Origin of the sequence: Cupriavidus sp. UGS-1, assembly GCF_021213615.1 — a bacterium.
Lineage (GTDB): Bacteria > Pseudomonadota > Gammaproteobacteria > Burkholderiales > Burkholderiaceae > Cupriavidus.
Window position 1 is genome coordinate 353,404 of sequence record NZ_JAJQJF010000001.1, and the last position, 24,051, is coordinate 377,454.

At 68.4% G+C, this 24,051-nt stretch carries 20 protein-coding genes; 10 read left to right on the plus strand and 10 right to left on the minus strand.

Features of this window, described 5'->3' with window-relative positions:
- Positions 1-74 precede the first annotated feature (74 nt).
- From LRR16_RS01510 to purT, 3 genes are all read left to right on the plus strand, one after another.
- Positions 75-866: an SDR family oxidoreductase gene (locus tag LRR16_RS01510; protein WP_082928574.1), complete on the plus strand. Its 792-nt coding sequence runs from the start codon at positions 75-77 to the stop codon at positions 864-866.
- 196 nt (positions 867-1,062) lie between these two features.
- Complete coding sequence (locus LRR16_RS01515) at positions 1,063-3,093, plus strand: gamma-glutamyltransferase family protein (protein WP_232204579.1); 2,031 nt, start codon at positions 1,063-1,065, stop codon at positions 3,091-3,093.
- Positions 3,094-3,251: 158 nt separating this feature from the next.
- On the plus strand, positions 3,252-4,457 hold the full coding sequence (gene purT, locus LRR16_RS01520; protein ID WP_232204580.1) for a formate-dependent phosphoribosylglycinamide formyltransferase: 1,206 nt from the start codon (positions 3,252-3,254) through the stop codon (positions 4,455-4,457).
- Here the strand turns inward: purT and LRR16_RS01525 are convergent.
- The 3 genes from LRR16_RS01525 to LRR16_RS01535 form a co-directional block, all read right to left on the minus strand.
- Positions 4,379-5,857, minus strand: coding sequence for a cell wall metabolism sensor histidine kinase WalK (locus LRR16_RS01525; RefSeq protein WP_232204581.1), 1,479 nt, complete (start codon positions 5,855-5,857; stop codon positions 4,379-4,381). The genes purT and LRR16_RS01525 overlap by 79 nt on opposite strands.
- Before the next feature lie 3 nt (positions 5,858-5,860).
- Positions 5,861-6,568, minus strand: a complete 708-nt coding sequence (locus LRR16_RS01530) for a response regulator transcription factor (RefSeq protein WP_232204582.1) — start codon at positions 6,566-6,568, stop codon at positions 5,861-5,863.
- 145 nt (positions 6,569-6,713) lie between these two features.
- On the minus strand, positions 6,714-7,037 hold the full coding sequence (locus LRR16_RS01535) for a hypothetical protein (RefSeq protein WP_232204583.1): 324 nt from the start codon (positions 7,035-7,037) through the stop codon (positions 6,714-6,716).
- Between LRR16_RS01535 and LRR16_RS01540 the strand changes: the two genes are divergently transcribed.
- Both LRR16_RS01540 and LRR16_RS01545 read left to right on the plus strand, forming a co-directional pair.
- Entirely contained in the window at positions 7,015-8,904 is a 1,890-nt protein-coding gene (locus LRR16_RS01540; protein ID WP_232204584.1) for a ligand-gated channel protein, read from the plus strand. The two genes, LRR16_RS01535 and LRR16_RS01540, sit on opposite strands and share 23 nt — an antisense overlap.
- 11 nt (positions 8,905-8,915) lie before the next feature.
- Positions 8,916-9,914 carry a siderophore ABC transporter substrate-binding protein gene (locus LRR16_RS01545; protein ID WP_232204585.1) on the plus strand — a complete coding sequence of 333 codons (999 nt, stop codon included), beginning with the start codon at positions 8,916-8,918 and terminating at the stop codon, positions 9,912-9,914.
- 82 nt (positions 9,915-9,996) lie between these two features.
- On the opposite strand, the gene LRR16_RS01550 is transcribed toward LRR16_RS01545, so the two are convergent.
- Positions 9,997-10,500 (minus strand): DinB family protein, encoded by a 504-nt coding sequence (locus LRR16_RS01550; RefSeq protein WP_232204713.1) that lies wholly within the window; start codon positions 10,498-10,500, stop codon positions 9,997-9,999.
- 134 nt (positions 10,501-10,634) lie between these two features.
- Positions 10,635-10,988: a thioredoxin family protein gene (locus LRR16_RS01555; protein ID WP_232204586.1), complete on the minus strand. Its 354-nt coding sequence runs from the start codon at positions 10,986-10,988 to the stop codon at positions 10,635-10,637.
- 168 nt (positions 10,989-11,156) lie between these two features.
- Between LRR16_RS01555 and LRR16_RS01560 the strand changes: the two genes are divergently transcribed.
- On the plus strand, positions 11,157-12,761 hold the full coding sequence (locus LRR16_RS01560; protein WP_232204587.1) for a methyl-accepting chemotaxis protein: 1,605 nt from the start codon (positions 11,157-11,159) through the stop codon (positions 12,759-12,761).
- 30 nt (positions 12,762-12,791) lie between these two features.
- On the opposite strand, the gene LRR16_RS01565 is transcribed toward LRR16_RS01560, so the two are convergent.
- The 3 genes from LRR16_RS01565 to LRR16_RS01575 all read right to left on the minus strand — a co-directional run bounded on the left by LRR16_RS01565 (position 12,792) and on the right by LRR16_RS01575 (position 16,635).
- Positions 12,792-15,389, minus strand: a complete 2,598-nt coding sequence (locus tag LRR16_RS01565; protein WP_232204588.1) for a PEP/pyruvate-binding domain-containing protein — start codon at positions 15,387-15,389, stop codon at positions 12,792-12,794.
- On the minus strand, positions 15,386-16,090 hold the full coding sequence (locus LRR16_RS01570; protein WP_232204589.1) for a TetR/AcrR family transcriptional regulator: 705 nt from the start codon (positions 16,088-16,090) through the stop codon (positions 15,386-15,388). The genes LRR16_RS01565 and LRR16_RS01570 overlap by 4 nt, the downstream gene beginning before the upstream one ends.
- Before the next feature lie 77 nt (positions 16,091-16,167).
- The gene (locus LRR16_RS01575; RefSeq protein WP_232204590.1) at positions 16,168-16,635 is read right to left on the minus strand and encodes an SgcJ/EcaC family oxidoreductase; all 468 of its coding nucleotides are present in this window, start codon (positions 16,633-16,635) and stop codon (positions 16,168-16,170) included.
- Positions 16,636-16,950: 315 nt separating this feature from the next.
- On the opposite strand from LRR16_RS01575, the gene LRR16_RS01580 reads away from it, so the two are divergent.
- The 4 genes from LRR16_RS01580 (at position 16,951) to LRR16_RS01595 (ending at position 21,956) form a co-directional block, all read left to right on the plus strand.
- Entirely contained in the window at positions 16,951-18,291 is a 1,341-nt protein-coding gene (locus tag LRR16_RS01580) for a sorbosone dehydrogenase family protein (protein ID WP_370646730.1), read from the plus strand.
- Complete coding sequence (locus LRR16_RS01585; protein ID WP_370646731.1) at positions 18,288-20,414, plus strand: TonB-dependent receptor family protein; 2,127 nt, start codon at positions 18,288-18,290, stop codon at positions 20,412-20,414. Before LRR16_RS01580 ends, LRR16_RS01585 begins: the two co-directional genes overlap by 4 nt.
- A gap of 161 nt (positions 20,415-20,575) precedes the next feature.
- Positions 20,576-21,745, plus strand: coding sequence for a DUF4382 domain-containing protein (locus LRR16_RS01590; protein ID WP_064576363.1), 1,170 nt, complete (start codon positions 20,576-20,578; stop codon positions 21,743-21,745).
- Positions 21,746-21,761: 16 nt separating this feature from the next.
- On the plus strand, positions 21,762-21,956 hold the full coding sequence (locus LRR16_RS01595) for a hypothetical protein (protein WP_232204592.1): 195 nt from the start codon (positions 21,762-21,764) through the stop codon (positions 21,954-21,956).
- 226 nt (positions 21,957-22,182) lie between these two features.
- Here the strand turns inward: LRR16_RS01595 and fdxA are convergent, their stop codons facing one another.
- Positions 22,183-22,515: a ferredoxin FdxA gene (gene fdxA, locus LRR16_RS01600; RefSeq protein ID WP_232204593.1), complete on the minus strand. Its 333-nt coding sequence runs from the start codon at positions 22,513-22,515 to the stop codon at positions 22,183-22,185.
- 279 nt (positions 22,516-22,794) lie between these two features.
- A complete protein-coding gene (locus LRR16_RS01605; protein WP_023265159.1) occupies positions 22,795-23,853 on the minus strand; it encodes a porin in 1,059 nt (352 codons plus the stop codon).
- Between the last annotated feature and the right edge of the window lie 198 nt (positions 23,854-24,051).

Below are 24,051 nucleotides of genomic sequence, written 5' to 3' on the forward strand. Positions count from 1 at the left end.
CCCGGTTGGTCATGCCGTCCCGGCGCAGCGTTTGCGCCCGGCGGCATCCGCCGAGCCGCCATCAGGAGACCGCCGTGAACCAAGCCGTCCGTCCCTTTGCCGTCGTCACTGGTGCCTCGTCGGGCATCGGCTTCGAGCTTGCGCGCTGTTGTGCGACGCAAGGTTACGATTTGCTGATCGCCGCGGATGAGCCCGCGATCGATACCGCCGCGGTGGCGCTGCGCGATACCGGCATGGCCGTCGATGCGCTGTGCGTGGACCTGGCCGATCCGGCCGGCGTCGAGGCGTTGTATGGGGCCACGCGCGGACGTCCGGTCGACGTGCTGTGCGCCAACGCGGGCCGGGGACTGGGCCGCGCCTTCCTGGACCAGGACTTTCGCGATATCCAGCGCGTGGTGGAGACCAATGTCACCGGCACGCTGGACTTGCTGCACCGCATCGGCCGCGACATGCGCGATCGCCGCACCGGCCGGATCCTGATCACCGGATCGATTGCCGGCTTCATGCCGGGCACCTATCAGGCCGTCTACAACGCCACCAAGGCCTTCCTCGATTCGTTCTCGTTTGCGCTGCGGCACGAACTGCGCGATTGCGGGGTCACCGTGACCTGCCTGATGCCGGGCGCGACCGAGACCGATTTCTTCGAGCGCGCCGACATGGTCGACACGCGCCTGGGCCAGCAAAAAAAGGACGATCCCGCGGAGGTCGCCCGCGAGGGATTCGAGGCGATGCTGCGCGGCGACGGCGATGTCGTGACCGGCTGGCAGAACAAGCTGCGCGCCGCGATTTCGAACGTGACACCGGCCGATCTGCTGGCCGAGCAGCACCGCCGCATGGCCGAGCCAGGCGGTGGCTTCGAGCGCTGAATTCGCCGGAGCGCAAGCTTGCCGCGAGCCAAATCGTCGATAAGGACCATTGCATAGCGGCCCCGCGCGTACTAGCGTCGTAGTTGTCGTTCCCCACCGCCGCCGATCCGGCGCCAGATGCGCGCCGGCGGACGCGTTCGCATCCCGGGCACCGAGCCAGCCCATCCAACTGGTGCCCGACAACAAGGAGACAGCCATGCGACAGCGCACGACCTTCGATCCCGCCATTTCCGCATCCCCGCCGCGCAGACGCCCCCGCGGCTGGCTGATGATGGCCACCGCCGCGCTGCTGCTGTCCGCGTGCGGCGGCGACGATGACGACGACCACCATGGCCACAAGCCGCCGCCTCCGCAGCCGGTGGCCGGCTGCGAGCTGAACGGCACCACCGGCGGCGAAGTGATCGTGCTGCCCGGCGAACCGGGCGCGCCCGAGGTCGCGACGGGCTACGCGCCGAAGCGCACCGTCTATGCCAGGACCTATATGGCAGTGACCAACAATCCCGTGTCGACCAAGGTCGCCTGCGACATCCTGAAGGACGGCGGCACTGCCGTCGATGCGGCAGTGGCCGCGCAGATGGTGCTGAACCTGGTCGAACCGCAGTCGTCGGGCATCGGCGGCGGCGCCTTCATCATGCATTACGACGCGCAGACCAAGAAGGTCATTGCCTACGACGGCCGCGAGACCGCGCCGGCCGGCGCCGACGAGAACTATCTGCGCTGGAAGTCCTCGACCGACCAGACCCCGCCGCTGCCCAATGCCGTGCGCAGCGGCCGCTCGATCGGCACGCCGGGCACCTTGCGCGTGCTCGAACTCGCCCATCGCGACTACGGCAAGAAGACGTGGAAGGAGCTGTTCTCGCCGGCAATCAAGCTGGCCACCGACGGCTTTGCGATTCCGCCGCGCATGGCCGCGTCGATCTCCAGCGCGACCACCGTGCAGAACATCAAGCGCGATCCGGAGATGGCTGCCTACTTCCTGAACCCGGACGGCACGCCGCGCGCGGTCAATACGATCCTGAAGAACCCGGCGCTGGCGCAGACCTTCACCGCGGTGGCCGAAGGCGGGGCCGATGCGTTCTACAAGGACGGGCCGATCGCGCGCGCGATCGTCGACAAGATCCGCACGACCTACGACGGCGGCACCACGCCGGGCGTGACCACGCTCGACGACCTTGCCAACTACCAGGCGAAGAAGCGCGAGCCCGTCTGCACCACCTACCGGCAATACGAGATCTGCGGCATGCCGCCGCCGTCGTCGGGCGGCATCGCGGTCGGCCAGATCCTCGGCATCCTGGAGAACTTCGACATGGCCAGCCATGCGCCGACCAGCATGGACCAGAACGGCGGCAAGCCCAGCGTCACCGGCGTGCATCTGGTCGGCGAGGCGGGCAACCTGGCCTATGCCGATCGGAACCAGTACGTGGCCGACACCGACTTCGTGCCGCTGCCCGGCGGCAGCCCGGATACGATGCTCAACAAGAGCTATCTGGCCCAGCGCGCCGGCATGATCAGCCTGACCGCGGCGATGCCGCGGCCCGTGCCCGCCGGCAACTTCGGCGGGGCGCCAATGGGGGCGCCGATCATCGCCGAGCGCGGCACCACGCATCTGTCGCTGGTCGACAAGTACGGCAACGTGGTGGCGATGACGACGACGATCGAATCGGGACTGGGCTCGTACCATATGACCGGCGGCTTCCTGCTGAACAACGAGCTGACCGATTTCAGCGCGGAGCCGGTCGATGCGAACGGTGCGCAGATCGCCAACCGCGTGCAGCCGCTGAAGCGGCCGCGCAGCTCGATGTCGCCGACGCTGGTGTTCGAGCGCAAGGGCGACGGCAGCCGCGGCGACTTCAAGATGACCACCGGTTCGCCGGGCGGTGCCACCATCATCCAGTACGTCGCCAAGACGCTGGTCGGCGTGCTCGACTGGAAGATGGACGCGCAGCAGGCGGTGTCGATGATCGACTTCGGTTCGAACAACGCGACGATGATCGTCGGCGGCGAGCATCCGAACGTCGATACCAGCACGCCGCAAGGCGGACTGCCGGGCGACAACGACCCGCTGGTCAAGGGTCTGCGCAACCTGGGCCACAACGTCAGCGTGGGCAACCAGTCCAGCGGCCTGTCCGCGATCGTGCGTGAAGCGATCGGTGGGGCGCCGGCGCTGGTCGGCGGTGCCGATCCGCGGCGCGAGGGCGTGGTGCTGGGCGATACGTTCCGGCCGTGACAGCGGCGCGTTAGCGCGGCAGTGAAGGGGCGGGCCGGGTCCTGTGCGAGCAGGCCCGGCCCGCTTCGCTTGCAGCGCCGGTTCGGGCCGGCGCCGGCAGCGCCCCGGTACAATACCCGCCTTCCGCTTGCGCGCTGACTCTTGACTCTCTCGCTCCCATGACCACGCTAGGAACGCCGCTGTCCCCCCGTGCCACCAAAGTGATGCTGCTCGGCTCCGGAGAGCTCGGCAAGGAAGTGCTGATCGCCCTGCAGCGGCTCGGCGTCGAAACCATCGCGGTCGACCGCTACGAGAACGCGCCGGGCCAGCAGGTCGCGCATCACGCGCGCACCATCGCGATGAGCGACCCCGAACGGCTGAAGGCGCTGATCGAGGCCGAGCGGCCCGACCTGGTGGTGCCCGAGATCGAGGCGATCGCCACGCCGATGCTCGAGGCGCTCGAAGCGGCCGGCACGGTGCGCGTGATTCCGACCGCCCGCGCCGCGCGGTTGACCATGGACCGCGAGGGCATTCGCCGGCTCGCGGCCGAAACGCTGGGCCTGCCGACCAGCCCGTATCGCTTCTGCGATTCGCTGCAGGAACTGCGCGAGGCCATCGACGGCGGCATCGGCTATCCGTGCGTGGTCAAGCCGGTGATGAGCAGCTCGGGCAAGGGCCAGAGCAAGCTCGACGGTCCGCAGGATGTCGAGCGCGCGTGGGAATACGCGATGGCGGGCGGGCGAGTCAGCCACGGCCGCGTGATCGTCGAAGGCTTCATTGATTTCGACTACGAGATCACGCTGCTGACCGTGCGTGCCCGCGGTGCCGACGGCAACATCGAGACGCATTTCTGCGAGCCGATCGGCCATCTGCAGCAGGCCGGCGATTACGTCGAGAGCTGGCAGCCGCATCCAATGCATCCCGCTGCGCTGCAGAAGGCGCGCGAGATCGCCCGCGCGGTGACCGGCGATCTCGGCGGGCAAGGCCTGTTCGGCGTCGAGCTGTTCGTCAAGGGCGAGCAGGTCTGGTTCAGCGAGGTCAGCCCGCGCCCGCACGACACCGGCATGGTGACGATGATCACGCAGTGGCAGAGCGAGTTCGAACTGCATGCGCGCGCGATTCTGGGCCTGCCGGTCGATACCGCGCTGAAGAGCCCGGGCGCGAGCGCGGTGATCTACGGCGGCGTGCAAGGGGAGGGCGTGGTGTTCGACGGCGTCGACGAGGCGCTGCGCGTGCCGCGCACCGATCTGCGGCTGTTCGGCAAGCCGGAGAGCTTCGCCAGGCGCCGCATGGGCGTGGCGCTCGCCTACGATGGCGACGTCGAGACCGCGCGAGCCAACGCACGCGCGGCGGCGGGCAAGGTGGTGCCGCGGCTGCCGGACTGATCCCCCACCGCCCGCGGCAGCCACATCCCGACCCACAGCCCGCGCGGCAACGCATTGCGCGCCGCAATGCCGCCGCCATGCGCGGCGATGCTGGCCATCGCGATGCTCAATCCAAGCCCCGAGCCTTCGCCATCGGGCCGTCCGTCGTCGCGTACCCGATAGAAGGGCTCGAACAGATGCGGCAGCGCATCGGGCGGCACGCCCGGCCCGCCGTCGACGATATCGAGTTCGAGCCGATCGCCGACGCTGCGCAGCGTCACGCGAATCGGCGCGTCCGGATCGGTGTGCCGGATCGCGTTGCGCAGCACGTTGTCGATCGCGCTGGCCAGGCGCACGCGATCGCCCATCACCATCGCGGGCGGCGGCGCGGTCCATTCGATCGAGACGCCGCGTGCCGCGGCTTCGAAGCGCGCGTCCTCGACCACGGCCTGCACCACGCCGACCAGTTCCAGCGGCTGCAACGGCAGACCCATGGCGCCGAGCCGGGCCAGCGTCAGCGTATGCGCGACCAGTCCATCGAGCCGCTCGATCTCGCGCTCGATCCGATCGAGTTGCACCGGCAGCCGGCCATCGTCACGACTGGCCAGTTCGCTGGAGACCTGCAGCCGTGCCAGCGGGGAACGCAGTTCATGCGCGATATTGCGCAGCATCCGTTCGCGCGATCTGACCAGCGCCTCCAGCCGCGCCGCCATGCTGTCGAAGTCGCGCGCCAGATGGCCCAGCTCGTCGGCGCGGGCGGCCAGCGCGGGCGGCATGCGCGCGCGCAGATCGCCGCCCGCCAGCGCCCGCACCGCCTCGCGCAGAGCCTGCACCGGCGCCGTGACATGGCGCGTCAGTGCCCAGCACAGCGGCGCGCTGACCGCCAGCGCGAACAGGCCCAGCGCCAGCATCACGGGCGACAGGTGCAGCATCTCCCAGCGCGAGGAATCGAACGGCAGGAACACCAGCAGCAGATCCTCGCCGTCGGGCAGCGGGATCGCCTGCGGGTCCCACCATGACACGCTAGCGCCGGGCGCGAGCGGCAGCGTGCCGCGATCGTGGTCGAGCGGGGGGCTCGCGGTGAGCGCATGGCGCGGGCGCTCCAGCGTACTGACCCAGTCATGCACCCGTGTCGGCAGGCGGCGCTCCAGGATGTCGGCGTTGTGCTCGTCGACCACGTAGATCTGCAGCGCGGAGAAGCGCGAGTCCATCGCGCGCACCCAGCGCTCCAGCCCCGGCCGCCCCTGCGTGCGCGCGATCTGCAGCGCATCCTGCGTCAGGCTGGCCGGATTGAGGCCGTCCAGCGCCTGGAAGCGATACCAGGCGACCGACGCGGTCAGCGCCATGCCGATCGCCACGATCGCGGCCATGCCGGCCCAGAAGGCGAGGAAGTTGCGCCAGAACAGCGGCAGCGATGCCATGGCTCAAGCCACCAGCACGTAGCCGCGGCCGCGCTGGTTGCGGATGACCGTCGTGGCCCCGGACCCGTCCAGCCCCAGCTTTCGGCGCAGGCTGCTGATATGCGTATCGATGCTGCGGTCGTAGCGGCCGGGCACGCGCCCCAGCGCGAACTGGCCGAGCGGTTCGCGCCCCACCACCTGTCCGGCCGAGCGCATCAGCATTTCGAGGATCCGCGCTTCCGCGCCGGTCAGCGAGGTCTCGCCATTGGCCTGCGCGACCTTGCCGGAGCCCAGGTGCAAGGTCAGGCCGCCGATCGCCAGCGTGTCGGGCGCGCTGTCCGGCGTGGTGTCGAAGCGGCGCAGCACGGCGCCGATGCGCGCCTTCAGTTCGCGCGGGCTGAACGGCTTGGCCAGATAGTCGTCGGCGCCGAGCTCCAGGCCGATCACGCGATCGGTCTCGTCGCCATGCGCGGTGAACATGATCACCGGGCGCTGCGAACGCGCGCGATGGCGGCGCAGCAGTTCGAGCCCGTTGCCGTCGGGCAGCATCAGATCGAGCAGCGCCAGGTCGTGGTCGTCGCGCGCGAGCAGCGCCTCGCCGTCGGCGCCGCGATGCACGACCGAGAAATGCCAGCGCTCCGGCTCGAAGTATTCGCGCAGCATCTGCGTCAGTTCGACGTCGTCGTCGATCAGCAGGATGCGGCGGGGCGCGTCGGGCGAGCGTAGTTGCATGCGAATCGGAAAGGATGGGCACCGTCCCCGTGGGCCGCGATCGAGCGGCGATCGCGGCCCGCGTCAAGAAGTGCAAAGAAGTCAAAAGCTGTCCAAAGCCCGTTGAAAGAGCCCGGCGGACCACATTCTAATATGAGAATGATTGTCATTCACAAGTCCGGTGACCGACGACGTTCCGGGCATACGGGGAAATCGCGAGCATGAGCAGTAGCGGCAGCAAGAGCAGCAAGAGCGGCAAGAGCAGCAGGACGGCGGGATCGGCGGCATCGGCGGCATCGGCGGCATCGGCGGGATCAATCGGCAGTACGGCAGCGGCGCGGCAACGCAGGCCGCGCGCGGTGGCAAGGGTTACCGCCACGCTGTGCGCGGGCGGCGCGGCATGGATCGCAGGCGGTGCGTTCGCGCAGCCGGCCGCCAGCGAGGCAAAAGCGCCGGCCGCGCCGGCCATGCTCGAGACCGTGGTGGTCACCGCCTCGGGCTACGAGCAGCAGATCAAGGAAGCGCCCGCGTCGATTTCGGTGATCACGCGCGAGGACCTGGAGAACGGTTCCTATCGCGATATCCACGACGCGTTGATCGGCGTGCCGGGCGTGGTGGTCACCGGCGGCGCCGACCGGCAGGACATCAGCCTGCGCGGCATGGGCGCCAAGTACACGCAGATCCTGATCGACGGCAAGCGCCAGAACTCGCGCGAGACCCGCACCAACTCCGACAGCGCCGGCGTCGAGGGCGGATGGACGCCGCCGCTGGCCGCCATCGAACGGATCGAGGTCGTGCGCGGGCCGATGTCGTCGCTGTACGGCTCGGACGCGATGGGCGGCGTGATCAACATCATCACACGCAAGGTGCCGAAGCGATGGACCGGCGAGGTACGCGCCGACGCCACGCTGCAGCAGCACAGCGGCTCCGGCAACATCTACCAGGGCAATTTCTATCTGGCCGGCCCGCTGCAGACCGACCTGCTGGGACTGCAGCTGTACGGCCAGTACACGCATCGCGAAGAGGACGACATCGTCTACGGCTTTCGCGGCCGCGATACGCGCAACGTGACCGCGAAACTGGCGCTGACGCCGAACCGCAACCACGACATCGTGCTCGAGGCGACCTCGATGCGGCAGAACATCGAGCAGACGCTGGGCAGGACCGTGGCGCCGCTGCCGCCTGGCACGAGCTGCCCGCGCACCGGCTGCCCGGCATCGTCGGAGACCGACTACCGCAGCGAGAAATACGCGCTGTCGCACACCGGCCGCTGGGGCTTCGCGACCTCGGAGAGCTATATCCAGCAGGAGGAGTTCGACAACCGCACGCGCCAGATGAAGATCAGGAATCTGGACATGCGCACCAGCTGGACGATGCCGCTCGGCAACCACATGCTGACCGTCGGCGCGAATTATCTGAACCAGCGCCTGAACGACCAGACCGGCAACCAGATCGCGGGCGGGCCGAACCAGGTCGAGCGCTATCAATGGGCGCTGTTCGCCGAGGACGAGTGGCGGCTGACCGAGCGCCTTGCGCTGACCGGCGGCCTGCGCATGGACAAGGACGAGAAGTTCGGCGACCACTACAGTCCGCGCCTCTACGGCGTCTGGCAGGTGGCCGATCGCTGGACCGTCAAGGGCGGCGTGTCGACCGGTTTCCGCGCGCCGGACCTGCGCCAGACCGTGCCCGGCTGGGGCCAGACCAGCCGCGGCGGCAATATGTACGGCAATCCCGATCTGAAGCCGGAGACCTCGGTCACGCAGGAGATCGGCCTGCTGTACGACAACGGCACGGGCTTCCACGCCGGTTTCACCGTGTTCAACAACGACTTCAAGGACAAGATCACCCGGGTCGCCTGCCCGCTCACGCAGTGCACCGATGGACCGAACCAGTTCGGTGCCAATCCGACGACCTACATGAACGTCGACAAGGCGTACTCGCGCGGCATCGAGGCCAACCTGAAGTGGCCGCTGGCGCGCGACTGGTCGCTGGTCGGCAGCTACACCTTCACCAAGTCCGAGCAGGAAAGCGGCCAGTACCAGGGCCAGCCGCTGAACCAGCTGCCCAGGCACCTGCTGACGGCCACGCTGAACTGGCAGGCCACCGGCGCGCTGCGCGCCTGGGCGCGCGTCAACTATCGCGGCAAGGAGAGCCAGCCGATCACCGGACCGTCGTCGAGCACCGTGGTGGCGCCGTCGTACACCTTCGTCGACCTGGGCGCGACCTACGCGGTCAACAAGAACGTGTCGGTGTTCGCCGGCATCTACAACCTGTTCGACAAGTCGGTCCGCTATGCCGACTACGGCTATGTCGAAGACGGCCGGCGCTACTGGATGAGCGTCTCGGTCAAGTTCTGAGGAGTCCGGCCATGCAATCGATTCCGTTCAAGATGTCCGCCGCGTTCGCCGCGCTGTTGCTCTGCGCGGCCTGCAGCGCGTTCGCGGCGGGTCCGACGCCGACGCTCGCCGCCACCGGTGCCGCGCTGTCGATCGCCCATGCAAAGGGCAGCACGACGCTGGCCGCCGCTCCCGCCAGGGTCGTCACGATGGACCTGCCGACGCTGGATACGCTCGATGCGCTGGGCGTGCCGGTGGCCGGCGTTCCGGCAACGAAGCTGCCCCCGCACCTGGCCCGCTACCAGGAGGACAGCGTGGTCAAGGTCGGCACGCTGTTCGAACCGAACCAGGCGGTGATCGAGGCGATTGCGCCGGGCCTGATCGTCGTCGGCGGACGTTCGGCAAAGCAGTACGAGACGCTGTCCCGCCTCGCCCCGACGGTCGATCTGAGCCTCGATCGCGGCGACCGGATCGGCAGCATCGCGCGCCATGCCGAGAGCCTGGGCCGCGTGTTCGGCCGGCAGCAGCAAGCCGGCAGCGCCGTGCAGGCGCTGCGCGCCGGCGTGGACGCGCTGAAGCAGAAGGCCGCCACCGCGGGCACCGCGCTGGTGGTGCTGACCGCCGGCGACAACATCAGCGCGCAAGGGCCGGGCTCGCGCTTCGGCACCGTGCACGATGCGTTCGGCTTCCAGGCGGCACTGCCGGATTTGAATCCGGAGGGCAGGGGAACGAAGCTGACGGTGCAACAGATCCGGGAGGCCAATCCAGACTGGCTGTTCGTGATCGACCGCGACGCGGCGGTCGGCAAGCCGCCGTCCGCCGCGCTCGCCTCGATCGACGGCGCCGCGCTGGAGCGCAATGCCGCGGGCAAGCCGGTGCGCGTGGTCAAGCTCGACCCGATCCTGTGGTACCTGATGGATGGCGGCGGTGTGCGCGGCATGCAGCTGACGGTGCGGCAGATAAGCGATGCCCTGCGCGATGCCGCCCCGGCCCCAACCTCCGTCGTTCCCGCGCATGCGGGAACCCAGTGACTTTCGGCGAGGCCAGCGGATAAAGACGCTGGGCCCCCGCGTTCGCGGGGGCGACGGGATGTGGAACGGCGATTGCCGCGGGCTAGGCAGCGATCGCGGTTTCCGCGTGCATCTTCCCAAGCAGCCACTGCAGCCCCGCCAGATGCTGCTGGTCGTGGCTGCATAGATAGTGCACGAGGCTGCGGACCGTCAGCGGCCCGTAGCCCTCGAACTCTGCGGTGCGGGCAAGCTGCCGATCGTCCAGCCCGGCGATCAGCGCGACGGTCTTCTCGCGCGCCGCGCGGAAGTCTGCGAGCGCCTGCGCGCCATCGGCCGTCGCATAGGCACGCTCGATTGCCAGCGCGTCGCCGTCGATCGACGGCAGCAGCGGGTGGGTCTCGCTCAGTGCGCGCTCAAGGCGCCGGTGATAGCCGTCGATCTCGATATCCCGAACGTGGCACAGCTGGCCGATCGGCGTGAACGGCTCGCTCGGCACGCCGTCCCAGCTGGCCGGGGACCAGTCGCGATGTGTGGCCGGAACGGCCGCGTAGAAGGCTTCCAGTTGGCGCGGGAAGTCGCGCAGGGCGGCAAGGGTGGCGGCGTCGATCATGTCGTGGGGGCGCTTGGGCTCGGCGTGGTGGAACGCATGGCGAAATGTACCGAGCGCCGCGGCACGTCGACAACCATGACGCCGCTGTTTCGCTCAGGCGGACCGGAACAGAGCCGCGCCCTGCGCCTCGGTCATGCGGCGGCCGCCTCGTCGCCAGCCATCCGGTCGATCTGCCGCATCGCCTTCTCGATTTCGTCGGGGTCGGTCGGCCTGACCAGCCGCGCCACTTCCTTGCCATCGCGCAGGAACACCAGTGTCGGCCACAGCTTGATGCGGAACGAGCGGCCCAGCGGACGGCCGCTGCCGTCCTCGACCTTGATGTGCCGCACTTGCTGATGGCGCGAGAAGGCCGAGGCGATCGGCCCCTGCGCCCGCATGCAGTAGCCGCACCAGGGCGCGCCGAATTCCAGCACCGCGGCGCCGGGCAGCGCGTCGATATCCTCGCGTGGCGGTTCGATCGCCATATAGGTTTCGGACATGGCCATTTGTCGTCTCCGTCGTTGTCCTCGATATCCCTGAACTAGCGAAATTCACGCCAAGCGCGGCTCAAGTGTGCGCCAGGGCTGACGTAAACCCTGAATGAAACCACACTAACATCAGAATTAAGCGGCTACTGAGTCGCTTTTTTGATGATAGCCGTCCCCTGGCCCATCATGAACATCAGTCAACGTCTGCTTTTCACGCTGTTCTTTTCCCTGCTCGCCATGCTCGTCGTCGGCCTCGGCGGCATCTGGCAACTGAACCAGGCCGAACAACGCCTCGAGTACTTCAACGAAAACACGCTGACCAGCGTGCGCCGGCTCAATGCGATCAAGGACAGCACCACCGCGATCCGGGTGCAGCTGTACCGCCACGCGCTCGCCGACGATGCGGCTGCCAAGGACGACGCGGAGAAAGAGGTCGCCAAGGCGATCGCACGCTTCGACGAGCTGGCCGCCAAATACGAGCGCGAGGACATCTCCAACGATGCCGACCGCAAGCTGCTGGAAGAAGACCGTGCCGCGCTGGCGCGCTATCGCGCCCAGCATGCCGCGTTCTTCACGCTCTCGCGCACCAACGACACCGCGGGCCTGCATGCGATGCTGTCGTCGGGCGAGCTGCATCTGGCATCGGCCGCGCTGCGCAAGCAGATCGACGCGCATCTGGACTTCAACAGCAAGATGGGCGACGACTCGGTGGCCGAGAACCAGCGCGCCAGCGCGATCGCGGTGCGCGTGTTCGGCACCGTGATCGGCGTGACCGTGCTGGTGGTGGCCGTGCTGGCGTGGCTGCTGTATCGCCGCATCCGCGACAGCCTGGGCGAGATGCAGGCCAGCATGGAGCATGTCAGCGAAACGCTGGACCTGGGCCATCGTTCGCCGGTGCGCCGCCTGGACGAGGTGGGTCGTACCGCGCAGAGCTTCAATGCGTTGCTCGACCGTGTCGCCGCGGCGATGCGCGAGGTGCGCCAGTCGAGCGATTCGGTCGGCGTGGCCGCACGCCAGATCGCCGCCGGCAACGCCGACCTGTCGTCGCGCACCGAACAGCAGGCCGCGTCGCTTGAAGAGACGGCCTCCAGCATGGAAGAGCTGACCACCACGGTCCGCCACAACGCCGACAGCGCCCGCCAGGCCAGCACGCTGGCCGACAACGCCGCCGCCGTCGCGCAGCACGGCCATGTCGCCACCGGCCAGATGGTCGAAACGATGGGCGCGATCAGCACCAACTCGAACCGCATCGCCGAGATCACCGGCATGATCGAGGGCATCGCCTTCCAGACCAACATCCTGGCGCTGAACGCGGCCGTGGAAGCGGCGCGTGCCGGCGAGCAGGGCCGCGGCTTCGCGGTGGTGGCCGGCGAGGTGCGCACGCTGGCGCAGCGCTCGTCGACCGCCGCCAAGGAAATCAAGGAGCTGATCGACGCCTCGGTGACGACCGTGCGCACCGGCTCGGCGCAGGCCGAAAGCGTCGGCGCGACCATGAACGAGATCCAGCAGGCGGTCAAGCAGGTGTCCGACATCATCGGCGAGATCGCCGCGGCCACCGGCGAACAGAGCCGCGGCATCGAGCAGGTCAACCAGGCGGTCGGCCAGATGGACCAGGTCACGCAGCAGAACGCCGCGCTGGTCGAAGAGGCCGCGGCCGCGGCGCATTCGCTGGACGAACAGGCGACGCGCCTGCTCGACACGGTGGCGATGTTCCGCCTCGCGGCGGGCCATGACGCCGCGATGCCGTCGAAGGCCCAGGCGGCTGTCCGCGGTCAGCTGGCGGCGGCTTGAGAACGTGAAGGACCTGAAGGGCCTGAAGGCCTAGCTCGCGGCGACCCGCTGTACGGTGCCGCGGTTGCCGTCGACGGCCACCATGTCGCCGTCGGCGAGCTGCGACAGGATGCCCGGCAGATTGACGACCGCCGGAATGCCGAACTCGCGCGCGACGATCGCGCCGTGCGACAGGTAGCCGCCGGTCTCCATCACCAGGCCGCCCGCGCGCAGGAACAGCGGCGTCCAGGCCGGATCGGTGCTCGGCGCGACCAGGATGTCGCCGTTCGCCATCCCGGTCGCCTGTTGTGGGCTGCGCGCGACGCAGGCCGGTCCGCGCGCCTGTCCGGCGCCGACCGGCGTGCCGGACCAGCGCCCGGCGGCCGCATCGGCCACGTACGTGGCGCTCGATTCCGCGGACGAGAACACCGCCGGCAACGCGCCCGGCTGTTCGACGATCACCGCCGGCTCGGTCCGGTCCGCCTGATCGGCCAGCACCTCGGCCCGCCGTGCCGCGCGCCGCGCTGCATGCCGCAGCGGCATGCGCCCTTCGGCGACAGCGAGCAATTCGAATGCGGTCAGATGAAATACATCGTCGGGCCGCTCGAATCCGTCCTCCTTGCCGCCACGGGCCAGTTGCGTGCCCAGCACGAGCGCGGTACGGCGCACCGCTTCCAGATACCGCATCAACGCGCTGCGCGCCGCTTCGCGCTGATTGCACTCGCGCGTGGCCACTCGCACCAATCGCTTCAGCACCGCCAGCATCGCGGGCCGCGCCAGCGGCGGGATCGCCCGGCGCAGCCGCTGCCATGCCTGCGCCGCGGCAACGCGCTGGCGCTGCCGTACCGCCTCGGCGTTGCTGCCGATCATCCCCAGCACGGTATCGAGCAGATAGTCGGGCGCCTCGCGCCAGCGCGGCTGCCGCACATAGCTTTCCGCGGTGGCCCGATGGCCGTAGCGATCCAGGAACTCGGCGAATGCGCGCCGGAAGGGACTGTGCGCGGGCAGCTGCTGCGCCCACTGGGCGCCGCTGCGCTGCGGACCGCGCAGCCAGGCCAGCGCTTCGGCGTCCGCCGCGGCGGTCTCGGCCAACGCGATCAACGCATAGCCTTGCTGTGCGGTCACGCTCGGCTCGCCGCCTGCCATCAGCGCCGCCGTCACCGCATAGCCCTCGCCGGGACAGTACTTCTCGACCAGATCGACGAGCCCTGCCAGCGTGCCCCCTGCCGACCCCTGCAGGAAGAACAGCGGATCGGCCTGCGCCACCGTGCGGAACTGCTCGCGCAGCAGCGCGGCCAGCGCGGCGGGTTCGTCCGGCAGCGCTTGTTCGCGCCACTGGCGTGCCTGCTCGGCGGCGCGCGCCAGCGCGGCTTCGCCCAGGCGGCGTTGGCGCGGCGAGCGCGCCAGATAGCGCAGCATGCGCAGGCCGCGGGCGAGCCGGTCGCCCGCGGTCGGGGGCGGCACCGCGATCTCCGGCTGCGTGCCGCCAAGCAGGCGGTTGACCGCGTTCGGACGCACGCCCAGCGCGTCGTAGCACTCCCATTGCATCAGCGACACGTCCAGATACAGGCGGCCGTCGAACAGCGCCGCGTGCTCGGTGCCGGGCAGGATCGGATAGCCGGACAACGAGAAGCCGAGCGTCAGCATCCGGTTGGCCATCGTGCGGCAGCCGTGCCAGTCCAGCGCGGACAGCGGATCGGGCATGATCTCGCGGGTATTGCCGCGCGACCAGTAGCGCGGCTGCTCGCGCAGCGCCGGATAGGTGTGGCGCGCCCGCGCGGTGACGGGCCGCGCCTGCACGATCCAGAAACGCTCGCCGTCCCAGACCCATTCGATGTCGTAGCGGGGATTGGCGAAGTCGAGCGCGCCGGCGGCATCGCGCGCCAGTTCGCCAAGCGCGATGGCCTGCGCGTCGGACAGTACCGCCTGGGCGGCCTGCTGCGCGGGCGTGTCGATCGCCGTGGTGCCGCCGCCAGGCAGCAGTTGCGTCATCCTTTGCTTGCCGCCCAGGCGGCGCGCGATGACGCGCAGCGCGTCGTCGCCATCGGTGCTTTCGTTGCTCTGCAGCCGATACTCGTCGCCGTCGGCCTGTCCGCCGACCAGCGCCTCGCCCAAGCCCCAATGCGCGTGGATCAGCAACTGATCGTCGCGGCCGGACAGCGGATCGCAGGTAAAGGCGATGCCGGCCGCCACCGCGGCCAGCAGCGGCATCACGACCACCGCCATCGCCGGTGCCTCCCCATCGAGGCCGAGGCGTTGCCGGTAGGCGACCGCAGCCGGCTCCCACACCGAATCCCATGCCGCCTGCACCGCCTCGGCGACGGCATCGACGCCGGTCACGTTCAGCCGCGACAGATGGATGCCGGCAAACGACGCTTGAGCCGAATCTTCCTGCGGCGCGGACGAGCGGACCGCCAGCGGCGTCCGCTCCCAATCCCGGGCCGCGAGCTCGCGCGCGAGCGCGTCGCGCAAGGCCTGGGGCACCGGATCGCCGGCGCGCCGGCCGCGGCTGGCCTCGGCGTGGATTACGAAGCCGTCGGGCACGGGCACGCCGAGCTGCGCCATCAGCGCCAGTTGCCAGCCCTTGCCGCCGGCCGCGGCGGAGCCTTGCGCCGCGGCAGCCCGCCAGTCGAGCAGCAGGGCGCTCATGACGCGTCCTCCGGCTCGGCCGCGCGTGCCGCGCCGTGGAAGAACAGGTCGACGGTCGCCGCGAACTCGGCGCGCAGATCGCTTTCCGAGGCTGCCAGCCAGCGCATCAGCGCGCCCAGATACAAATGATGGAACAGCGTGGCCAGCTGCCCCGACGGCAGGTCGCGGCGCAGCTCGCCGCTCTGCTGTCCCGCCGCCATCAACGCATCGAAGGCGAGGTCCATGCCGCTGCGCCCCGGCGCCCCTTCACCGTCGCTCTGCCCGAAGCGGCCCGGCTCGAGATCGAGAAAGCGGAAGCGCAGATAGTGCGGCAGATAGCCGCGGCGCGCCTCGCACCAGTCGGCCGAAGCCGACAGCAGATAGCAAAGCCGTGCCTGGAAACTGCCCAGCCCGTCCAGCGCGGCCCGCAGCTGCTGCAGTCCCGCGGCCAGCTCGCCGTGGAACTGATGGGCCAGCAGCGCCTCCTTGACCGGGAAGTGGTTGTACAGCGTGCCCTTGGCCACGTCGGCCTGTGCGGCGATCTGCTCCATCGTCACCGCGTCATAGCCATGCGCCTCGAACAGATCGAAGGCGGTGGCCGCCAGATGGTCGAGCGTCTGGTTGCGCTTGCGCTGACGCCGCCCCGCGGGCGGCGCAGCGGCGCTGGCGTCGATGGGTGGGGCGAACGGGGTCTGGATGGTGCGCTGAGACGAGGCTTCCATTTGCACGTCGCTTAAATTTGAACGTCGTGCAATTTTATGCTTCGTACTTCGCTTGTCAAGCCATCCGGCGGAAAGACTCAGGCAGCGGTTTCCGCCTCGGTGTCGCCGATGTAGACGACCTTCTCGGTCATCGGATCGAACGGCAGCGAGCCATGTTCGTGCACAACCAGCCAGCGGCCATCCCGTTTCTGCAAGCAGACCGTGATGCGGATCCAGGTGCCGCCGGCCGGATGGTCGGGCTCGTCCACCGGCGCGAGGCGGCTCAGGCAATGGCAAAAGGCAAGGTCCGCGCCGACGGTCAGCACGATGTCCTTGCGCTCGGAACGGAAGCGCCGGGGAAGATAGGGAAAGCAGGCCTCCCAGGTGGCGCGGTATGCGTCCACGCCACGCAGCGCGTAGGGCGGCTTGACGTCGAACAGCGCCACGTCGGGCGCATAGTGCGCCGTCATGGCGGCGGCGTCGCGCCGTTCCAGCGCGCGCGCCCAGTCCTCCATCATCTGCCTGATGGTGCGTTCATCGGTCTGCTGGTCCTTGCTGATGCTCATGATGGGCTCCTTGTCGGTTCGGTTGCGAACCCGCTTCCGGGGCCTGTCGGTACGGCCCGCGGAGCGGCTCCTATCCCTTTGTCGAGTGGGAGCGTCGCAATTCGACAATCGCCGATCCCCCGTCGGCCCCGCGCAGGCGGGGGCCCAGTGGCTTGAGGCACCCTCGACAAGACACCGGGTCCCCGCCCGCGTGGGGCGTCGGAATTTCGTGTCTTAAAATGCACAGAACCGGGTTTGCCACCGCTGGCAGCGGCGGCAATCGCGCCGATACTTGCTGGAAGACCTGTCAGGTCGCAAACCATCGAGGAGTGCGTCATGAGAAGGGTTCGCCTTGTCGTCGTACTGGGTGCCGTCACGCTGCTGGTCGGCGGCTGCTTTCTGCTGGGCATGGGTGACCGCGCCACGCTGACGGTGGCGCAGGGCACCGGTCCGTCGCCGACCCTGCCGCCACCGAACAGGACGCTGCTGCCGACCGTGGACATCGCACCGGCGATCGGCTGGACGGCCGGTGCGCGCCCGACGCCAGCGCCCGGCCTTGCGGTGACGGCCTTCGCCGATGGGCTCGATCATCCGCGCTGGCTTTATGTGCTGCCCAACGGCGACGTGCTGGTGGCCGAGTCCAATGCACCGCCCAAGCCGGAATCGGGCAAGGGCATCCGCGATTGGGTCATGAAGCTGGTGATGAAGCGGGCCGGCGCCGGCACGCCCAGCGCCAACCGCATCACGCTGCTGCGCGATACCGACCGCGACGGCGTCGCGGACAAGCGCTCGGTGTTCCTGCAGGGCCTGAACTCGCCGTTCGGCATGGTGCTGGTCGGCAACGACTTCTATGTCGCCAATGCCGATGCGCTGATGCGCTTTCGCTATCGTCCCGGCGCGGACCGCATCGACGAGCCCGGCGTCAAGGTGGTCGACCTGCCCGCCGGCATCAACCACCACTGGACCAAGAACGTGATCGCCAGCCACGACGGCCGCAAGCTGTACATCACGGTCGGCTCCAACAGCAATGTCGGCGAGAAGGGCATGGAGATCGAACAGGGCCGGGCCGCAATCTGGGAGCTCGATCGCGCCAGCGGCAAGATGCGGCTGTATGCGACCGGTCTGCGCAATCCGAACGGACTGGCCTGGGAGCCGGTCACCGGGCAGCTGTGGACCGCGGTCAACGAGCGCGACGAGATCGGTAGCGACCTTGTTCCGGACTACATCACCGCGGTGCGCGATGGCGGCTTCTATGGCTGGCCATACAGCTACTGGGGCCAGCACGTCGACGTGCGGGTCAAGCCGCAGCGCCCCGAATTGGTGGCCACCGCGCTGGTCCCGGACTATGCGCTCGGTCCGCACACGGCCTCGCTGGGAATCACGTTTGCCGACGGACTGCGCTGGCCCGAGCCGTTCCGCGAAGGCCTGTTCGTCGGCCAACATGGCTCATGGAACCGCAAGCCCAAGAGCGGATACAAGGTGATCTTCGTTCCGTTCCGCGGCGGCGTGCCCAAAGGCGAGCCGATCGATGTGCTGACCGGCTTTCTCGACGCCTCGGAGCACGCCCATGGCCGCCCGGTCGACGTCAAGGACGATCGCCGCGGTGGGCTGCTGGTCACCGACGATGTGGGCAACGTGGTCTGGCGCGTCACCGCGATGACGGCGAAGCGCCGATGAGGGGCGGTGCAGCAGCATGGGCGGCAGGTGTCTTGCTGCCGCTGTCGGGATGGGCCGATGCGCAGGATGCGCGCTCCGCGTCGGCAGCGGACGCGGAGCGCGCGCTGGCGCCGGTGGTCGTGACCGCCACGCGCATCGATGCCCCGGTATTCGATACGCCCGCGTCGGCCGACGTGGTTTCGGGCGGCGCGCTGCGCGACGACAGGCCGCAGATCAATCTGAGCGAAGGGCTCGGCGGCGTGCCTGGCCTGCTGGTCAAGGACCGGCAAAACTACGCGCAGGACCTGCAGTTGTCGATCCGCGGCTTCGGCGCGCGCTCCAGCTTCGGCGTGCGCGGCCTGCGGCTGTATGTCGACGGCATTCCCGCGACGATGCCGGACGGACAGGGGCAGACCTCGAATATCGATATCGCGTCGATCGATCGCGTCGAGGTATTGCGCGGCCCCGCGTCGGCTTTGTACGGCAACGCATCGGGCGGCGTGATCCAGGTCTGGACCGAACCCGGCGCGCGTCCGCCGTTGCTCGAAGCCAGCCTCGGCGCCGGCAGCTACGGCACCTGGCGCTATGGCCTGAAGGCCAGCGGCGCGCCCGCGGAAGGAGAGCCGGGCCTGGACTATCTGGTCAGCGCCTCGCGTTTTACCACCGACGGTTATCGCGACCACAGCGCCGCGCGCAAGAACCTGGGCAACGCGCGGCTGACGTGGCGTCCCGATGCCGACAGCAGCTGGACGCTGGTGGCCAATGCAGTCGATCTGAGCGCGCAGGACCCGCTCGGGCTGACACGGGCGCAGTTCGGCAGCGCGCCGGGCTCGGCGCCGCTGGCCGAGCAGTTCAATACGCGCAAGACCGTGCAGCAGGCGCAGGGCGGCCTGCGCCATCAGCGCCGGGTCGATGCGGACAACACGCTGACGGCGATGGTCTACTACGGCCGGCGCGAGACCCGCCAGTTCCTGTCGATCCCTCCGGCGGCGCAGCGCAGCCCGTTGTCGGCGGGCGGCGTCATCGATCTGGCGCGCGACTACGGCGGCGCGGACCTGCGCTGGACGCACCATGCGCGGATCGGCCGCATGCCGCTGACGCTGATCGCGGGGCTCGCCTACGACACGATGGAGGAAACGCGCCGCGGCTACGAGAACTTCATCGGCAGCACGGAACAGCCGGTGCTCGGCGAGCAGGGCCGCCTGCGGCGCGACGAACGCAATACGGTCTGGAACTTCGATCAGTATCTGCAGGCTTCGCTGGACGTGACACAGCGCTGGACCGTCGAGGCGGGGCTGCGCCACAGCACGGTGCGCTTCTCCTCCAGCGATCGCTATATCGTCGGCGCCAATGGCGACGACAGCGGCTCGGTACGCTACGACAAATGGTTGCCGGTCGGTGCGGTGCGCTATCGCGCCAGCGAATCGCTGAATCTGTATGCGACCGCGGGACGCGGCTTCGAAACGCCGACGCTCAATGAGATCTCGTATCGGCCGGACGGCTCGGCGGGCCTCAACTTTGCACTGCGCCCGGCCACCAGCACGTCGGTTGAAGTCGGCGCCAAACAGAAACTGGCCGGCGGCCTGCTGACAGCCGCGCTGTTCCAGACTCGCACCGACCAGGAGATCGTCACCGCGACCAGCAGCGGCGGCCGCGCCAGCTACCGCAATGCCGGCCGCACGCTACGCCAGGGCGTGGAACTGGGCTGGAGCGGCGTGCTGCGGCCGCATTGGCAGGCGCAGCTCGCCTACAGCTTTCTCGACGCGACCTTCCGCGACACGGTGCCGCCCGGCATTGTCGCCGGCAACCGTCTGCCCGGCACCGCGCGCCACGCTGTCTATGGATCGCTCGCCTGGGCCCCGCCGCGCGGCTGGCGCGCGGGCATCGATCTGCGCTATCTGGGCGCGGTCCCGGTCGACGACCGCAACAGCGATCGCGCGCCCGGTTATTTCGTGACCGGCATCCACGCCGGCTATGCGATGCCCCTTGGCCGCTGGACCTTCAATGCGTTCGCGCGGATCGACAATCTGTTCGACCGCCGTTATGCCGGATCGGTGATCGTCAACGACGCCAATGGCCGGTATTTCGAGCCGGCGGCCGGACGCAATGCCTTTGCCGGGGTATCGCTGTCGTATGCGTTCTGAGCTCGCGCCCGGTAAATGCTCCGTTAATTCCATGCGGCGGAAAAAAGCAACAGCGTTCGCAAAAAGGGATCGGTGTTTCAGGTCTTACAATATGTCACGCCTTTCCAGAGGGGCGGGAAATTATGCTCAAGATTCCCCATAAGGAAATCAAGGAGAGGGAAATGAGAACCAATTTCAAATACCGGGGGCTTGCATTCGGCGTCGCCGCGTCCGCTGCAATCCTGGCCGCCTGCGGTGGCGGCGGCGATGACGATGGCGGCGGCACCGGTACGCTCAGCGTGTCGATGACCGATGCGCCGGCCTGCGGCTTCGACCATGTGTTCGTCACCGTCGACAAGATCCGCGTCCATACCAGCGCCAACGCCGAGGATGGCACCGGCGGCTGGGCCGAGATCGATGTCAATCCCTCCCGCCGCATCGATCTGCTGTCGCTGCAGAACGGCACGCTGACCAAGCTCGGCCAGACCGTGCTGCCGGCCGGCCAGTATCAGCAGGTCCGCCTCGTGCTCGATCGCAATACCGGCAATTCGCTGGCCAATTCCGTGGTGCCGACCGGCGGCGCCGAACAGCCGCTCGATACGCCGAGCGCCACGCAAAGCGGGTACAAGATCATCCGTCCGTTCACCGTGCAGCGCGACACGCTGGTCGACCTGGTGCTCGACTTCGATGCGTGCCGCTCGATCGTGCAGCGCGGCAACGGTTCCTATGCGCTGAAGCCGGTGGTGACCGCGGTGCCGCTGGTGGTCAGCGGCGCGATCCAGGGCTACGTTTCGCCCGCGCAGGCCGGCGCGACCGTCTATGCGCAGCAGAACGGCGTGACCATCAAGGGAACGCTGGCCGACAGCAATGGCGCCTTCACGCTGTCGCCGCTGCTGCGCAGCAGCGATGCAGGCAACTACAGCGTCGTGGTGGTGCAGAACGATCGTGCGACCGGCGTGATCCAGAACGTGCCGGTCACCGCGCAGACCACCACCACGGTCTCGACCTCGGCGGCGCCGATCACGCTGCCTGCCTCGCCGATGCGCCGCATCACGGGCGCGGTACTCCCCGCCTCGGCACAGGCCTTCGTGCAGGCGAAACAGAATGTCGCCGGCTCGCCGATCGAGGTCGCCGTCGCCAACGCCAACTTCGATACCGGCGCCTATCAGCTGAACGTGCCGGCCGCCGCGCCGCTGGTGGGCACCTACCAGCCGACGCTACCGATCGCGCTCGCTGCCGACACCGCCGCCGCAGGCAAGTACACTGTCACGGCGACATCGATCACTGGCGCCACGCTGAGCACCGAGCGCGACGTCTCGGCAGGCGATGCGACGGCGAACTTCCAGTTTTGATGAGCTGAACCCACAGATGGACGACAAGGAAAATATGATGAAGTCGATGAAGGCAATCTGCGCGCTGCTGATCGGCGCCGGCACGCTGCTCGGTGGCTGCGCCGTCTATACCCCGCACGGTGCGGTGGTCACGCCGGGCGCGGTCGTGGTCGATCCGGGCCCCGGCCCGTATCACTGCCCGCCGGGACAGGCGAAGAAGGGACGCTGCTGATATCGGTCGACACTGTCGATCGTCTGTTCACGATGTCATTGCCGCGCGGGCGGGAATCCAGCGTCTTTTGACGCCACTGGGTCCCCGCCTGCGCGGGGACGACAATTAATTCGAAGACGGTAGATGGGCCTGCGGGCCCTTCTTTTTTGCCCGCGCTTCAAGCGCAGGCAATCAATCGCGAATCAATCGCGAATCAATCGCGAATCAATCGCGAATCAATCGCGAATCAATCGCGAATCAATCGATCCAGCTTGCCATGGACGGTGGCCCAGGCCTCGTGATCGGGCAATGGTCCCTTGGCATGGATCAACGGTTTCCATGCCGGATTGCGCGCCAGTTCGGCATTGATCGCAACGAAATGCCGCTGGTCTTCGGGAAGGTCTTCCTCGGAATAGATTGCACCGACCGGGCATTCCGGCACGCACATCGAGCAGTCGATGCACTCGTCGGGATTGATTACCAGGAAATTCGGCCCTTCGTGGAAACACGACATCGGGCAGACTTCGACGCAATCGGTATAGCGGCACTGGATGCAGGCATCCGTTACGACAAACGTCATGGGGCAATGCGCAAGGACAGCGGGGACAACGAAGAAACCCGATGCTAGCGCGCGAGCCGGCAGACGTGCCGGCCCGGGTTTGTGCGACACCATCAAAAATCTTCAAGCCATCCGATGATGTGTGCGGCGCTTGCCGGACCGCCAATAAAAAGGGGCCGGTAATACTACCGGCCCAACGTCCTTGCACCCATGAAGAAGACAAGGTCGATATGATCGTTCGCGCGGCGGCGCGCCCTGGCGCCGCCGCATGCCCGCGTGGCGGGCGTTCGGAGGCTTCGCTTAGAAGCGGTGACGCATGCCGATCGTCACGCCGGTCTGGTTCTCGCCGGCCTGGGCGGTACCCGCGCCGTTCAGGCCCAGGTCCGAACCGTCCTTGTTGCGCACGTAGCCAACGTTCAGATAGACGTCGGTGCGCTTGGACAGCGAGTAGTCGGCGGACAGCACGAACATCCACGGATCGGCACCGGTGTTCTTGGTGTCTTCGTAGTAGGCCGCGCCGGTCAGGCTGAAAGCCGGGGTGAACTTGTAGCGAGCGCCGGCCCAGTACAGGTTGCTGCGGGTGCTGGTGTCGGTCAGCGCGCCGAGGCCTTCGTCCCGCATCCAGCGATAGCCGGCGAACACCTTGGCGGCGCCGAATTCGTAGGCGGTACCGACCGCCAGGCGCTTGGCCGCGCGGTCCTGCAGCGCGATGGTGGCGCCCTGGTACTGGTCGTACGCGGTGCCGATCGAGAAGCCGCCCGCCGCATACGACAGGCCACCACCGAACTGGCGCGCCACCTTGGCTTCGCCCGGCACTTCACCGTTGTTGTCGCGGCCGAAGCTGTAGAAGCCGGTCGCGGTCAGGCCACCGAACTTGCCGGTGTACTTGATGTTGTTGTCGGCGCGGCCGTTGAAGGCCGAATCGACGCTGTTCAGCGAGTAGCGCGGACCGACGCCCATCGGGTCGAAGGCACCGAACAGGTCGTACAGCGCGTTCTGCTGACGGCCCAGCGAGATGGTGCCGAAGTTGCCTTGCAGACCGACGTACGCGGCGCGGCCGAACAGGCGGCCGCCCTGGGCCGAACGGCCGGTGTCGATGTCGAAGCCGCTTTCCAGCACGAACAGACCCTTCAGGCCGCCGCCCAGGTCCTCGGTGCCGCGCAGACCCCAGCGCGAGCCCGACAGGTTGCCCGAGTTCATGCGCACGGCGGTGTCGCCGCCGCCGGCGCTCGGCGCGTTGCTGATGACTTCGATGCCGGCATCGACGATGCCGTACAGCGTGACGTTGGTTTGGGCGGACGCTGCGCCGGAGGCGGCGGTGGCAGCGGTCGCGGCCAGCGCGAGGAGGGCTTTCTTCACGGTGTGTTCTCTTTTGACTGGTGATGGAAGACTGAAGAGGTCTGCCGCCGGCAGCGTGGCGCGGGTTCGACCCGTGAACCCCTGCCGGCGCAAACGGGGGCGATCTTCGCTTGCTTTTATGACACCTATAAGTAAGGTGAAAATCACGTTGTAAAAAAGCCGCAGTGCCATCCCGTTACGGCGTGCGGGGTCCGTGAA

Bases quoted from the DNA above. Each gene is read 5' to 3' on its own strand.
- LRR16_RS01515 (WP_232204579.1), top strand. From the start codon at position 1,063: ATGCGACAGCGCACGACCTTCGATCCCGCCATTTCCGCATCCCCGCCG.
- purT (WP_232204580.1), top strand. From the start codon at position 3,252: ATGACCACGCTAGGAACGCCGCTGTCCCCCCGTGCCACCAAAGTGATG.
- LRR16_RS01525 (WP_232204581.1), bottom strand. From the start codon at position 5,857: ATGGCATCGCTGCCGCTGTTCTGGCGCAACTTCCTCGCCTTCTGGGCC.
- LRR16_RS01530 (WP_232204582.1), bottom strand. From the start codon at position 6,568: ATGCAACTACGCTCGCCCGACGCGCCCCGCCGCATCCTGCTGATCGAC.
- LRR16_RS01540 (WP_232204584.1), top strand. From the start codon at position 7,015: ATGCTCGAGACCGTGGTGGTCACCGCCTCGGGCTACGAGCAGCAGATC.
- LRR16_RS01545 (WP_232204585.1), top strand. From the start codon at position 8,916: ATGCAATCGATTCCGTTCAAGATGTCCGCCGCGTTCGCCGCGCTGTTG.
- LRR16_RS01555 (WP_232204586.1), bottom strand. From the start codon at position 10,988: ATGGCCATGTCCGAAACCTATATGGCGATCGAACCGCCACGCGAGGAT.
- LRR16_RS01560 (WP_232204587.1), top strand. From the start codon at position 11,157: ATGAACATCAGTCAACGTCTGCTTTTCACGCTGTTCTTTTCCCTGCTC.
- LRR16_RS01565 (WP_232204588.1), bottom strand. From the start codon at position 15,389: ATGAGCGCCCTGCTGCTCGACTGGCGGGCTGCCGCGGCGCAAGGCTCC.
- LRR16_RS01570 (WP_232204589.1), bottom strand. From the start codon at position 16,090: ATGGAAGCCTCGTCTCAGCGCACCATCCAGACCCCGTTCGCCCCACCC.
- LRR16_RS01575 (WP_232204590.1), bottom strand. From the start codon at position 16,635: ATGAGCATCAGCAAGGACCAGCAGACCGATGAACGCACCATCAGGCAG.
- LRR16_RS01580 (WP_370646730.1), top strand. From the start codon at position 16,951: ATGAGAAGGGTTCGCCTTGTCGTCGTACTGGGTGCCGTCACGCTGCTG.
- LRR16_RS01585 (WP_370646731.1), top strand. From the start codon at position 18,288: ATGAGGGGCGGTGCAGCAGCATGGGCGGCAGGTGTCTTGCTGCCGCTG.
- LRR16_RS01590 (WP_064576363.1), top strand. From the start codon at position 20,576: ATGAGAACCAATTTCAAATACCGGGGGCTTGCATTCGGCGTCGCCGCG.
- LRR16_RS01595 (WP_232204592.1), top strand. From the start codon at position 21,762: ATGGACGACAAGGAAAATATGATGAAGTCGATGAAGGCAATCTGCGCG.
- fdxA (WP_232204593.1), bottom strand. From the start codon at position 22,515: ATGACGTTTGTCGTAACGGATGCCTGCATCCAGTGCCGCTATACCGAT.